Raw genomic sequence first — 12,710 nt, 5'->3', positions numbered from 1 at the left:
GCGGCCACGGGGCCTTCGAATTCGTCAAGCGAGCCGAAAGGCTCGAACCGCACCCGCGTGGCGAACGACCGAGTGCGGCGGGGTGCCGGTCCGGAGCGGTAGAGAGGGTCCGCTGGGTCCGTGCCGGCGAGAAAACCGGGGCTCACGCCCCGGAAAGGCTTCAGGCCTTGAGGGCCGCAGCCTGCTTGGCCAGCGCCGACTTCTTGTTGGCGGCGGCGTTCTTGTGCAGGACACCCTTGCTGGCGGCCTTGTCGAGCTTCTTGCCGGCCGCGGCAACGGCGGCGGTGGCCTTCTCGACGTCGCCGGCGAGCAGGGCCTCGCGGGCCGCGCGGACAGCGGTCTTGACCGAGGACTTGACGGCCTTGTTACGCAGGCGCGCCTTCTCGTTGGTCTTGTTCCGCTTGATCTGGGACTTGATGTTCGCCACGAAAGAGCCTTTTCAGGTTCGTTGGATTTCGATGTTGTGCACCCGTACCTGAGAGGGCACGAGGCACAGTGGACCAGGTTACCAGCAGGCGCTCCGGGCTCCCAAACCGGACCGTACCCGCCGCTCATGGGACCATGGAGGGGTCGTATACCCGACTCCCGCCGAGACTGGCGTTCAAACGCCGAAGTCACCGAATGGATCCTGCGTGCCCGCGACCCCTACCAACGTGCCCGAGCCGAGCCGTACCGACCCGGCTCTGATCCGTAACTTCTGCATCATCGCGCACATCGACCATGGCAAGTCGACGCTCGCCGACCGGATGCTTCAGCTGACCGGCGTGGTCGACCAGCGGCAGATGCGCGCGCAGTACCTCGACCGGATGGACATCGAGCGCGAGCGCGGCATCACGATCAAGTCGCAGGCGGTCCGGCTGCCCTGGGCGCCCACCGAGGACAAGGGCAACACCCACATCCTCAACATGATCGACACCCCCGGTCACGTCGACTTCACCTACGAGGTCTCGCGCTCCCTCGCCGCGTGCGAGGGCTGCATCCTCCTGGTGGACGCCGCCCAGGGCATCGAGGCCCAGACCCTCGCCAACCTCTACCTGGCGATGGAGAACGACCTCACGATCATCCCGGTCCTCAACAAGATCGACCTGCCGGCCGCCCAGCCCGAGAAGTTCGCCGCCGAGCTGGCGCACCTCATCGGCTGCGACCCCTCCGACGTGCTCAAGGTCTCCGCGAAGACCGGCGTTGGCGTCGACGCGCTGCTCGACAAGGTCATCGCCGAGGTCCCGGCCCCGGTCGGCGTCAAGGACGCCCCCGCCCGGGCGATGATCTTCGACTCGGTCTACGACTCCTACCGCGGCGTGGTCACCTACGTCAGGGTCGTGGACGGCGAGCTGAAGAAGCGCGAGCGCATCAAGATGATGTCGACCGGCGCCACCCACGAGCTGCTGGAGATCGGCGTCTCCTCGCCCGAGATGACGCCCTCCGACGGCCTGGGTGTCGGCGAGGTGGGCTACATCATCACCGGTGTGAAGGACGTCCGGCAGTCCAAGGTCGGTGACACGATCACCTCGTTCGCCAAGGGCGCCACCGAGGCCCTGGGCGGCTACAAGGACCCCAAGCCGATGGTGTTCTCCGGCCTCTACCCGCTGGACGGCTCGGACTACCCCGAGCTGCGCGAGGCGCTCGACAAGCTCCAGCTCAACGACGCCGCGCTGGTCTACGAGCCGGAGACCTCCGCCGCCCTCGGCTTCGGTTTCCGCGTCGGCTTCCTCGGCCTGCTCCACCTGGACGTGATCCGCGAGCGGCTGGAGCGCGAGTTCGGCCTCGACCTGATCGCCACCGCGCCCAACGTGGTCTACCGGGTCAAGATGGAGGACGGCGCCGAGCACATCGTCACCAACCCGAGCGAGTTCCCCGAGGGGAAGATCTCCGAGGTGCACGAGCCCGTCGTCAAGTCGACGATCCTCGCGCCGAACGAGTTCGTCGGCGCGATCATGGAGCTCTGCCAGTCCCGCCGCGGCTCGCTGCTGGGCATGGACTACCTCTCCGAGGACCGCGTCGAGCTGCGCTACACCCTCCCGCTCGCGGAGATCGTCTTCGACTTCTTCGACCAGCTGAAGTCCAAGACCCGCGGCTACGCCTCCCTGGACTACGAGCCCACCGGCGAGCAGCAGGCCAGCCTGGTCAAGGTCGACATCCTGCTGCACGGCGACAAGGTCGACGCGTTCTCCGCGATCACGCACAAGGACAAGGCGTACGCGTACGGCGTGCGGCTCGTCGCCAAGCTGCGCGAGCTCATCCCGCGGCAGAACTTCGAGGTGCCGATCCAGGCCGCCATCGGCTCGCGGGTCATCGCCCGTGAGACGGTCCGCGCGATCCGCAAGGACGTCCTCGCCAAGTGCTACGGCGGCGACATCTCCCGCAAGCGCAAGCTGCTGGAGAAGCAGAAGGAAGGCAAGAAGCGGATGAAGATGGTCGGCAACGTGGAGGTCCCCCAGGAGGCCTTCATCGCGGTGCTGTCCTCGGACACCGACGGCGCCGACAAGAGCAAGAAGTAGCCGCCGGACCAAGACCGACAAGTCACCGTCCGACGGCCGCGAGCGCCCGTCCCCCGCGTGGGGGCGGGCGCTTCGCGCTGCCGGAAGGCGCAGCTCGGGCCAGGTGTGGGCGTCCGTCGGCCATTTCGCCGGTCACAGCTTCGACAAGGCAACTACAGGCCCTTACGCAGGGGCCGTACGGGCTCTAGTCTGATCACTGCTTGGAAGGTTACTCGCGAGTCACCAGCAACGAATCGGGCCCCGGAGGACGCCGTGACCGAGACACAGGCTTTGATCGAGAACCGTCCGCCCTCCGTGGCGACGATCCTCGTCGAACGCGTAGAGGCGACCCCCGACGCGGAGGCCTATCGCTATCCGGTGCCCTCTCCCTCCGGCAGCCGCCCCGACGCCTGGGCCTCGCTCAGCTGGCGGGAGGCCGCCGACCGGATCTTCGCCATCGCCGCCGGGCTGATCGACCTCGGGGTGCACCCCGAGGAGCGGGTCGCGCTCGCCGCCTCCACCCGGGTGGAGTGGATCCTCGCGGACCTCGGAGTGCTCTGTTCCGGCGCCGCCACCACCACGGTCTACCCCAGCACCAACGCCGAGGAGACGGCCTTCATCCTCTCCGACTCCGAGAGCCGGGTGCTGATCGCCGAGGACGCCGCCCAGCTCGCCAAGGTCCGCGAGCACCGCGCCGACCTGCCCGGACTCGTCCACGTCGTGGTGATCGACGCCGCGGACGCCGTCCCCGCCGAGGGCGACCCGGACGGCTTCGTGCTCTCCCTCGCCGAGCTGGAGCGGCGCGGCACCGCCCTGCTGAAGGGCGACCCCGACGCCGTGCGGGACCGGATCAAGGCGCTGCGGGCCGACCAGCTCGCGACCCTGATCTACACCTCCGGCACCACCGGCCGCCCCAAGGGCGTACGGCTGCTCCACGACTCCTGGGCGTACATGGCGCGCTCCATCCAGGTGACCGGCCTGGTGCGCTCCGACGACGTGCAGTACCTGTGGCTGCCGCTCGCGCACGTCTTCGGCAAGGTGCTCACCGTCAGCCACATCAGCACCGGGCACGTCACCGCCGTCGACGGGCGCGTGGACCGCATAGTGGAGAACCTCGCGGTCGTCCGGCCCACCTATATGGCCGCCGTGCCGCGCATCTTCGAGAAGGTCTACAACGGCGTCGCGGCCAAGGCGCGCGAGGGCGGCGGAGCCAAGTACAAGATCTTCCACTGGGCCGCCGACGTGGCCCGCGAGTACGCCAAGGCCTCCCAGGACAACTTCCGCCGCACCGGCAGCAGAAGCGTCCCCTTCGGGCTCGCCGCCAAGCACAAGGTCGCCGACGCGCTCGTCTACACCAAGATCCGCGAGGCGTTCGGCGGGCGGCTGCGCGCCTGCGTCTCCGGCGCGTCCGCGCTCGCCCCCGACATCGGCTACTTCTTCTCCGGCGCGGGCGTCCACATCCTGGAGGGCTACGGCCTCACGGAGACCAGCGCCGCGAGCTTCGTCAACCCGGGCGAGTCCTATCGCACCGGCACCGTCGGCAAGCCGCTGCCCGGCACCGAGGTCCGCATCGCCGACGACGGCGAGGTCCTGCTGCGCGGCCCCGGCGTCATGGCCGGCTACCACGGCCAGCCCGAGAAGACCGCCGAGGTCCTGGAGTCCGACGGCTGGTTCCACACCGGCGACATCGGCGAGCTGTCCCCGGACGGCTTCCTGCGCATCACCGACCGCAAGAAGGACCTGATCAAGACGTCGGGCGGCAAATACGTCGCCCCCGCCGAGGTCGAGGGCCAGTTCAAGGCCGTCTGCCCCTTCGTCTCCAACATCCTGGTGCACGGCGCCGACCGCAATTTCTGCACCGCGCTCATCGCCCTGGACGAGCCCACCCTCATGGTCTGGGCCGCGGAGCACGGCCTGGCGGGCAAGTCGTACGCCGAGGTGGCCGCCGCCAAGGAGACCGAGGAGCTCATCGAGGGCTATGTGAAGCGGCTCAACGAGGGCCTCCAGCGCTGGCAGACGATCAAGAAGTTCCGGCTGCTGCCGCGCGACCTCGATGTCGAGCACGGCGAGCTCACCCCGAGCCTCAAGCTCAAGCGGCCCGTCGTGGAGCGGCAGTACAAGGAGCTGATCGAGGAGATGTACGCGGGCGCCCGGGAGGCCTGAGCCGGGCGGAGGTGCCGGGTCCGCCGGCCGATGCCGGACAATGGACCCATGCCTTCCGTACTGCCTGACGGCGAGACCATGCCCGAGGACGGGGCGCTGCCCCACCACGCCCTGGAGGGCGCCGGACGGCGGCCGCTCGGCTTCTACCTGCACGTGCCGTACTGCGCGACACGCTGCGGATACTGCGACTTCAACACCTACACCGCGAGTGAGCTGCGCGGCTCCGGCGGGGCCCTGGCCTCCCGGGACAACTACGCCGAGACGCTCGCCCACGAGATCCGCCTCGCGCGGAAGGTGCTCGGCGACGACCCGCGCCCCGTGGAGACCGTCTTCGTCGGCGGCGGCACGCCCACGCTGCTGCCCGCCGCCGACCTCGTGCGGATGCTGGCCGCGATCCGCGACGAGTTCGGCTTCGCGGAGGGCGCGGAGATCACCACCGAGGCCAACCCGGAGTCCGTGGACCCCCGCTATCTGGCGGAGCTGCGCGAGGGCGGTTTCAACCGGATCTCCTTCGGCATGCAGAGCGCCCGGCAGCACGTGCTGAAGATCCTCGACCGCACGCACACCCCGGGCCGCCCGGAGGCATGCGTCGCGGAGGCGCGGGCCGCCGGGTTCGACCACGTCAACCTGGACCTGATCTACGGCACGCCGGGGGAGTCCGACGACGACTGGCGCGCCTCCCTCGACGCCGCGATCGGCGCGGGCCCCGACCACGTCTCGGCGTACGCGCTGATCGTCGAGGAGGGCACCCAGCTGGCCCGCCGGATCCGCCGCGGCGAGGTCCCCATGACGGACGACGACGTCCACGCCGACCGCTATCTGATCGCCGAGGACATGCTCACGTCCGCGGGCTTCAGCTGGTACGAGGTCTCCAACTGGGCCACCAGCGAGGCCGGGCGCTGCCGGCACAACGAGCTCTACTGGCGCGGTGCGGACTGGTGGGGCGCGGGCCCCGGCGCGCACTCCCACGTAGGGGGCGTGCGGTGGTGGAACGTCAAGCACCCGGGCGCCTACGCGCAGGCCCTCAGCGAGGGACGCTCCCCGGGCGCGGGCCGCGAGATCCTGCCGGACGAGGACCGCCGCGTCGAACGCATCCTGCTGGAGCTCCGCCTGCTGGAGGGCTGCCCGCTCGATCTGCTCAAGCCCGCCGGCGCGAAGGCGGCGGCGAAGGCACTGGCGGACGGACTGCTCCAGGCCGAGCCGTACGAGGCGGGGCGCGCGGTGCTGACGCTGCGGGGGCGGTTGCTGGCGGACGCGGTGGTGCGGGATCTGGTCGACTGATTACCTGTTCGGGTGAACTGACGCGCATACGCTGTGCACCCGCCTACGCTCTCCATAGGCTGCCGCCAAATGCACGCGGCGGATGTGGAGGACCACGGAGATGACCGCTGTGGATGAACGAATGATCGCTGTATTCCAGGAGCACCCCGAGCTCTTCGAGGGATACAAGATCGAGCTTCTGCGGGGGGAAATCGTGATGATGGCGGGGCCCGGGTTGGTCCACAACCTGATCGTCCTGGCGGTCCAGGACCAGGTTCCGCGAGATCGTTGGTATCCGCTACAAACCCAAGACCTTGCCATTCCGGGCGAGAGCAGTGAGCCGGTCCCGGACTTGCTGGTGGTCGAGCAGGGGGCGTTCGAGGGTCCTGGACGGCTTGTCCCCGCCTCAGCCGCCACGCTGGTCGTAGAGGTGGTTTCCAAGACCAGCGCTCTCCGCGACTACAAGATCAAGCGCTCCATTTACGCGGCAGGGCAGGTCCCTGCCTACCTGATTGTCGACCCCTTCGCTGCCCAGTGCGTGTTGCTCACTGAGCCGGTTGGCGCCGGGGATGAGGCTGACTACGCAACAACGCGGACCACGAAGTTCGGCGATCCTGTGCCGCTCGCCATGCTGGGCGTCACCTTGGACACATCGGAATTCCGGACCTCGCCCGGCACCGCCCGCTAAGCAGTCGGCACCGTCACAAAGTCGATCAGCTCCTCGACCCGGCCGAGGAGCTCCGGCTCCAAGTCCCTGAAAGTGCGCACCGACCCCAGAATCCGCTGCCAAGCGGCCCCCGTGTTCACCGGCCACCCCAGCGCCCGGCACACCCCCGTCTTCCAGTCCTCCCCCCGCGGCACGCGCGGCCACCCCGCGATCCCCACCGACGACGGCTTCACGGCCTCCCACACGTCGATGTACGGATGCCCCACTACCAGGACGTCCGCACCCGTCACCTCCGCCGCGATCCGTGACTCCTTCGAGCCCGGCACCAGGTGGTCGACCAGCACCCCCAGCCGGGCATCCGGACCTGGTGCGAACGACCGCACGATGGCCGGGAGGTCGTCGATGCCCTCCAGGTACTCCACGACCACGCCCTCGATCCGCAGGTCGTCGCCCCACACCCGCTCCACGAGCTCCGCGTCGTGGCGGCCCTCCACGTAGATGCGTCCGGCGCGTGCGACACGCGCCCGCGCCCCCGGGACGGCGATCGAGCCGGAGGCCGTACGGACCGGGCCCTGCGGCGCGCTCGGGACCGTGGGGCGTACGAGGGTGACGACGCGGCCCTCCAGCAGGAATCCGCGCGGTTCCATCGGGAAGACGCGGTGCTTGCCGAAGCGGTCCTCCAGGGTGACGGTGGGCCCCTGCGCCGTCTTCTCGCAGCGGATCACCGCCCCGCAGAAGCCGGTGGTGACCTCCTCGACCACGAGATCCGCCTCGGCGGCCACTTCGGGAGCGGGCTGCTGACGCTTCCACGGAGGGGTGAGGTCGGGCCCGTATTGTCTGCTGCGCATGCGCGCCATTGTGGATCAAGATCGCGCGACGCTCACGACACGCCGAACCGTGCCGCCAGCGCGTCACGTTGCGCGCGTACGAACGCCGCGTCCACCACGGCCCCGTGCCCCGGTACGTACACCGCGTCCTCGCCGCCCAGCGCCAGCAGCCGGTCCAGCGCCGCGGGCCACTGGCGGGGGAGCGCGTCCGGCCCCGCCTGCGGCTCGCCCGACTCCTCGACCAGGTCGCCGCAGAAGACGACCTCGGGCGCCCCGCCCGCCCCCGCCACCAGCACCGTCAGATCGTGCGCGGTGTGACCCGGACCGACGTTGGCCAGCAGCGCCTGCCGCCCGTCGCCCAGGTCGAGCGTGAGCTCGCCGGAGACGGGGTGGCGGGGCAGTACGAGCAGGTCCGCGGCCTCCGCCGCGGCCGTCGGATCGACCCCGTGCCGCACGGCGTCCCGCGCCAGCTCCTCGCGCTCGCGCAGCAGGGTGTCGGCGAGCCCCACCGCCCCGTACACCTGCACCCCCGAGAACGCGGCCGTGCCGAAGACGTGGTCGAAGTGCGGATGCGTGAGAGCGATATGCGTCACGTCGCGGCCGAGGAGCTCCCGCACCTCCCGCCGGACCTCGGCGCCCTCCCGTACCGTCGCCCCGGTGTCGACGAGCAGCACGCCGTCCGGCCCCGCGATCACCCCGATCGTGGCGTCCCACACGGGCATTCTGCGGCGCGCGACCCCCGGCGCGAGCACTTCCCAACGCGCTGTCCCCTCATGCTTCTCCATACCCGGACGCTAGCCGGAGCGCGGTACGGTTGCCCGCTCGACGGGTGTGCGGCGGCGGTGTGTGCGGGCGCACGGCACGACGGCTCTTGCCCTCGCCGCGGTGCACGGCCGTACACTGGCTGAAGGGATCTGGCACTCGTGACCATGGAGTGCCAGGGAAGGACCCCGTAGACGGCTGGACTGGAGGTGCGCGGTGCTGAGCGAACGCAGGCTCGAAGTGTTGCGCGCCATCGTCCAGGACTATGTGGGCACCGAGGAGCCCGTCGGCTCCAAGGCCCTCACCGAGCGGCACCGCCTCGGTGTGTCCCCGGCGACCGTGCGCAACGACATGGCCGCCCTGGAGGACGAGGGCTTCATCGCCCAGCCGCACACCAGCGCCGGCCGCATCCCGACGGACAAGGGCTACCGCCTCTTCGTCGACAAGCTCGCGGGCGTCAAGCCCCTGTCGACGCCGGAGCGGCGGGCCATCCACAACTTCCTCGACGGCGCCGTCGACCTCGACGACGTCGTGGGCCGCACGGTGCGGCTGCTCGCGCAGCTGACCCGGCAGGTCGCGGTGGTGCAATATCCCTCGCTGACCCGCTCGACCGTGCGACACGTGGAGCTGCTCTCGCTGGCCCCCGCACGGGTGATGCTGGTGCTGATCACGGACACCGGCCGGGTCGAGCAGCGCATGGTCGACTGCCCGGCGCCGATCGGCGAGACCTCGCTGGCGGATCTCCGCGCGCGGCTCAACAGCCGGGTCGTGGGGCGCCGGTTCGCGGATGTGCCGCAGCTGGTGCAGGACCTCACCGAGTCCTTCGAGCAGGAGGACCGAGGAACCGTTTCGACGGTCCTCGCGACCCTGCTGGAGACCCTGGTCGAGGAGACCGAGGAGCGGCTGATGATCGGCGGCACCGCCAATCTCACCCGCTTCGGGCACGACTTCCCGCTGACGATCCGGCCCGTGCTGGAGGCGTTGGAGGAGCAGGTGGTGCTGCTCAAGCTGCTCGGCGAGGCCAAGGATTCGGGCATGACGGTGCGAATCGGTCATGAGAATGCTCATGAGGGCCTGAACTCCACATCGGTCGTCGCCGTCGGCTACGGTTCGGGCGACGAGGCAGTCGCCAAACTCGGCGTGGTCGGACCGACCCGCATGGACTACCCCGGAACGATGGGAGCGGTACGCGCAGTGGCACGTTACGTCGGACAGATCCTGGCGGAGTCGTAAGTGGCCACGGACTACTACGCGGTCCTGGGCGTACGGCGTGATGCCTCGCAGGACGAGATCAAGAAGGCCTTCCGCCGCCTCGCCCGTGAGCTGCACCCGGATGTGAACCCGGACCCGAAGACGCAGGAGCGGTTCAAGGAGATCAACGCCGCTTACGAGGTGCTCTCGGACCCGCAGAAGAAGCAGGTCTACGACCTCGGCGGCGACCCGCTCTCCGCGAACGGCGGCGGTGGCGGGGCCGGTGGCTTCGGCGCCGGCTTCGGCAACTTCTCGGACATCATGGACGCCTTCTTCGGCCAGGCCTCGCAGCGCGGTCCGCGCTCGCGCACGCGCCGTGGCCAGGACGCCATGATCCGGCTCGAAGTCAGCCTCAACGAGGCCGCGTTCGGCACCACCAAGGAGATCCAGGTCGACACCGCCGTCGTCTGCACCACGTGCAGCGGCGAGGGCGCGGCCCCCGGCACCTCCGCGCAGACCTGTGACATGTGCCGCGGCCGCGGTGAGGTCTCGCAGGTCACCCGGTCCTTCCTCGGCCAGGTCATGACCTCGCGGCCCTGCCCGCAGTGCCAGGGCTTCGGCACCGTGGTGCCGACCCCGTGCCCGGAGTGCGCCGGCGACGGCCGCGTCCGGTCGCGCCGCACGCTCACGGTCAAGATCCCGGCCGGTGTCGACAACGGCACCCGCATCCAGCTGGCGGGCGAGGGCGAGGTCGGCCCCGGCGGCGGCCCCGCGGGCGACCTCTATGTGGAGATCCACGAGACCCCGCACCCGACCTTCCAGCGGCGCGGCGACGACCTGCACTGCACGGTCACCCTCCCGATGACGGCCGCGGCCCTCGGCACGAAGGTGCCGCTGGAGACCCTGGACGGCGTCGAGGAGATCGACATCCGCCCGGGCACGCAGTCCGGCCAGTCGATCCCGCTGCACCAGCGCGGTGTGACGCACCTGCGGGGCGGCGGCCGTGGTGACCTCGTGGTCCACGTCGAGGTGATCACGCCCAACAAGCTCGACCCCCAGCAGGAGGAGCTCCTCCGCCAGCTGGCGAAGCTGCGCGGCGAGGAGCGCCCCATGGGCGAGTTCAAGCCGGGGCAGCAGGGGCTGTTCTCGCGGTTGAAGGATGCGTTCAACGGTCGTTAGGCGCCCGGCCGGGGGCCCGGGGGTTTGTCCCCCGGGTGAGCACAGTAAGCCGGGGCAGCAGGGGCTGTTCTCGCGGTTGAAGGATGCGTTCAACGGTCGTTAGGCGCCCGGCCGGGGGCCCGGGGTTTGTCCCCCGGGTGAGCACAGCAACGGCCGGTAGGCATGACGTACGTACGGACGGGCCGGAGCGATCCGGCCCGTCCGTCGTTTGCGGGCGCGGACGATTCCGGCCCGCAGTCAGTCCCCGACGCGTGTGACACGATGTGTTCATGGCCATCGACACCCGGGGTGACGCCGTGCTGACGCGACTGCTCCGGCTTCCCATCGTGCAAGCCCCCATGGCCGGCGGCGCCTCCACCCCGGCCCTGGCGGCGGCCGTCTCCGGGACGGGCGCCCTCGGTTCGCTGGCGGCGGGTTACAAGACCCCGGCCGCGATGTACGAGGAGATCAAGCAGCTCCGCGCGCGCACGGCCGAGCCCTTCGGCGTGAACCTGTTCATGCCGCAGCCCCCCGCCGCCGACCCGGCCGCCGTCGAGGTCTACGCCGAGCAGCTCGCGGGCGAGGCCACCTGGTACGAGACGCCGCTCGGCGACTGGTGCCAGGGCAGCGACGACGCCTACGACGCGAAGCTCGCGATCCTCCTCGACGACCCGGTCCCGCTGGTCTCCTTCACCTTCGGCTGCCCGTCCGCCGCGGCGCTCGAGGCGCTCGCCGGGGCCGGTACGGTCACCGTCGTCACCGTCACCTCCGCCGCCGAGGCGCGGGCCGCCGAGCTGGCGGGCGCGGACGCGGTGTGCGTCCAGGGCGTCGAGGCGGGCGGCCACCAGGGCACCCACCGCGACGACCCCCATCTGGACGGCGCGGGCGCCGGCGTCGGCCTGCTGGCGCTGCTGGCCGAGGTCCGCGAGGCCGTACGGATCCCCATGATCGCCGCGGGCGGCCTGATGCGCGGCGCCCAGATAGCGGCCGTGCTCGCCGCGGGCGCCAGTGCCGCGCAGCTCGGCACCGCGTTCCTGGTGTGCCCCGAGTCGGGCGCGCACACCGTGCACAAGCAGGCGCTGACCGACCCGCTGTTCGTCGGCACCGAGCTCACCCGCGCCTTCTCCGGCCGCCCGGCCCGTGGTCTGGTGAACCGTTTCATCCGGGAGCACGGCCCGTACGCCCCCGCCGCCTACCCCCAGGTGCACTATCTGACGGCGGGTCTGCGCAAGGCGGCCGCGGCGGCGGGCGACCCGCAGGGCATGAACCTGTGGGCGGGCCAGGGCCACCGGCTGGCCCGTGAGCTTCCGGCCGAGCGGCTGGTCGAGGTGCTGGCGGCCGAACTGGACGCGGCGCGCGCCGCGTTGCAGGGCCGCGGGGAAGCAGGGGGAAGACCGGGGGGAAGCGAATTGCGAGGGAGCGAGTCATGACAGCGCCGGTCTTCCTGGTCGAGGAGGGGGCCCTCACGGGTGTCTTCCCCGGTACGGTCTTCCCGCTCGGCGGCCCCGAGGGCCGGCACGCGGTCTCGGTGCGGCGGCTGCGCGTCGGCGAGGAGATCGTGCTGACGGACGGCGAGGGCACGGGCGCGTTCGGCACCGTGGCCGCCGTCGAGGGCAAGGACCGCCTCGACGTCGCGGTCACCTCGATCCGCTCCGAGCCCCTGCCGGAGCCCCACATCACCGTCGTCCAGGCGCTGCCGAAGGGCGACCGCGGTGAGCTCGCGGTCGAGACCATGACCGAGACGGGCGTGGACGCCGTCGTCCCCTGGGCGGCCGCGCGCTGCATCACGCAGTGGAAGGGCGAGCGGGGCGTGAAGGCCCTGGGCAAGTGGCGTGCCACGGCCCGCGAGGCGGGCAAGCAGTCCCGCCGCCTGCGCTTCCCGCCGGTGTCCGAGCTGCTGACGACCAAGCAGATCTGCACGCTGCTCGCGGACGCGTCGTTCGCCGCGGTCCTGCACGAGGAGGGCCACAGCGCGCCGCTCGCCACGGCCGAACTGCCCCCCACGGGCAATATCGTCCTCGTGGTCGGCCCCGAGGGCGGCGTCTCCCCCGAGGAGCTGGCCGCGTTCGCGGAGGCGGGCGCGAAGCCGTACCGCCTGGGCGCGAGCGTGCTGCGCACGTCCACGGCGGGGACGGCGGCCACGGCGCTGCTGCTCGGCCGGACGGGTCGCTGGTCGTAGCACGGCCCTTCCCTTTCGCCTATTTT

11 protein-coding genes are annotated in these 12,710 nt (G+C 70.9%); 8 read left to right on the top strand and 3 right to left on the bottom strand.

What is annotated here, in order from left to right:
- Positions 1–160: 160 nt before the first annotated feature.
- The gene (rpsT, locus tag DXZ73_RS16535) at positions 161–427 is read right to left on the bottom strand and encodes a 30S ribosomal protein S20 (protein ID WP_087928167.1); all 267 of its coding nucleotides are present in this window, start codon (positions 425–427) and stop codon (positions 161–163) included.
- Positions 428–632: 205 nt separating this feature from the next.
- Here rpsT and lepA point away from each other — a divergent pair, with 205 nt between their 5' ends.
- From lepA to DXZ73_RS16515, 4 genes are all read left to right on the top strand, one after another.
- Positions 633–2,498: a translation elongation factor 4 gene (lepA, locus tag DXZ73_RS16530; RefSeq protein ID WP_116211765.1), complete on the top strand. Its 1,866-nt coding sequence runs from the start codon at positions 633–635 to the stop codon at positions 2,496–2,498.
- Between the two features lie 252 nt (positions 2,499–2,750).
- Positions 2,751–4,640 carry an AMP-dependent synthetase/ligase gene (locus DXZ73_RS16525; protein ID WP_116211764.1) on the top strand — a complete coding sequence of 630 codons (1,890 nt, stop codon included), beginning with the start codon at positions 2,751–2,753 and terminating at the stop codon, positions 4,638–4,640.
- A gap of 48 nt (positions 4,641–4,688) precedes the next feature.
- Positions 4,689–5,921 (top strand): radical SAM family heme chaperone HemW, encoded by a 1,233-nt coding sequence (gene hemW / locus DXZ73_RS16520; protein ID WP_116211763.1) that lies wholly within the window; start codon positions 4,689–4,691, stop codon positions 5,919–5,921.
- A gap of 100 nt (positions 5,922–6,021) precedes the next feature.
- Positions 6,022–6,588, top strand: coding sequence for a Uma2 family endonuclease (locus DXZ73_RS16515; protein ID WP_116211762.1), 567 nt, complete (start codon positions 6,022–6,024; stop codon positions 6,586–6,588).
- Here DXZ73_RS16515 and DXZ73_RS16510 read toward each other — a convergent pair.
- Together DXZ73_RS16510 and DXZ73_RS16505 are read right to left on the bottom strand one after the other, a co-directional pair.
- A complete protein-coding gene (locus tag DXZ73_RS16510) occupies positions 6,585–7,415 on the bottom strand; it encodes a DUF3097 domain-containing protein (RefSeq protein ID WP_116215659.1) in 831 nt (276 codons plus the stop codon). The two genes, DXZ73_RS16515 and DXZ73_RS16510, sit on opposite strands and share 4 nt — an antisense overlap.
- A 32-nt stretch (positions 7,416–7,447) precedes the next feature.
- The gene (locus DXZ73_RS16505; RefSeq protein ID WP_205519176.1) at positions 7,448–8,179 is read right to left on the bottom strand and encodes an MBL fold metallo-hydrolase; all 732 of its coding nucleotides are present in this window, start codon (positions 8,177–8,179) and stop codon (positions 7,448–7,450) included.
- A gap of 193 nt (positions 8,180–8,372) precedes the next feature.
- On the opposite strand from DXZ73_RS16505, the gene hrcA reads away from it, so the two are divergent.
- From hrcA to DXZ73_RS16485, 4 genes are all read left to right on the top strand, one after another.
- Positions 8,373–9,389 (top strand): heat-inducible transcriptional repressor HrcA, encoded by a 1,017-nt coding sequence (hrcA, locus tag DXZ73_RS16500; protein WP_116211761.1) that lies wholly within the window; start codon positions 8,373–8,375, stop codon positions 9,387–9,389.
- A complete protein-coding gene (gene dnaJ, locus DXZ73_RS16495) occupies positions 9,390–10,526 on the top strand; it encodes a molecular chaperone DnaJ (protein WP_116211760.1) in 1,137 nt (378 codons plus the stop codon).
- Positions 10,527–10,795: 269 nt separating this feature from the next.
- Complete coding sequence (locus tag DXZ73_RS16490; RefSeq protein ID WP_116211759.1) at positions 10,796–11,935, top strand: nitronate monooxygenase; 1,140 nt, start codon at positions 10,796–10,798, stop codon at positions 11,933–11,935.
- Positions 11,932–12,684, top strand: coding sequence for a 16S rRNA (uracil(1498)-N(3))-methyltransferase (locus DXZ73_RS16485; RefSeq protein ID WP_116211758.1), 753 nt, complete (start codon positions 11,932–11,934; stop codon positions 12,682–12,684). The genes DXZ73_RS16490 and DXZ73_RS16485 overlap by 4 nt, the downstream gene beginning before the upstream one ends.
- Positions 12,685–12,710: the final 26 nt, after the last annotated feature.

The organism is Streptoverticillium olivoreticuli subsp. olivoreticuli (assembly GCF_003391135.1).
GTDB classification, from domain to species: domain Bacteria; phylum Actinomycetota; class Actinomycetes; order Streptomycetales; family Streptomycetaceae; genus Streptomyces; species Streptomyces blastmyceticus.
The sequence above is the reverse complement of the archived record's forward strand: the minus strand, read 5'-3'. Positions and strand labels throughout refer to the sequence as shown.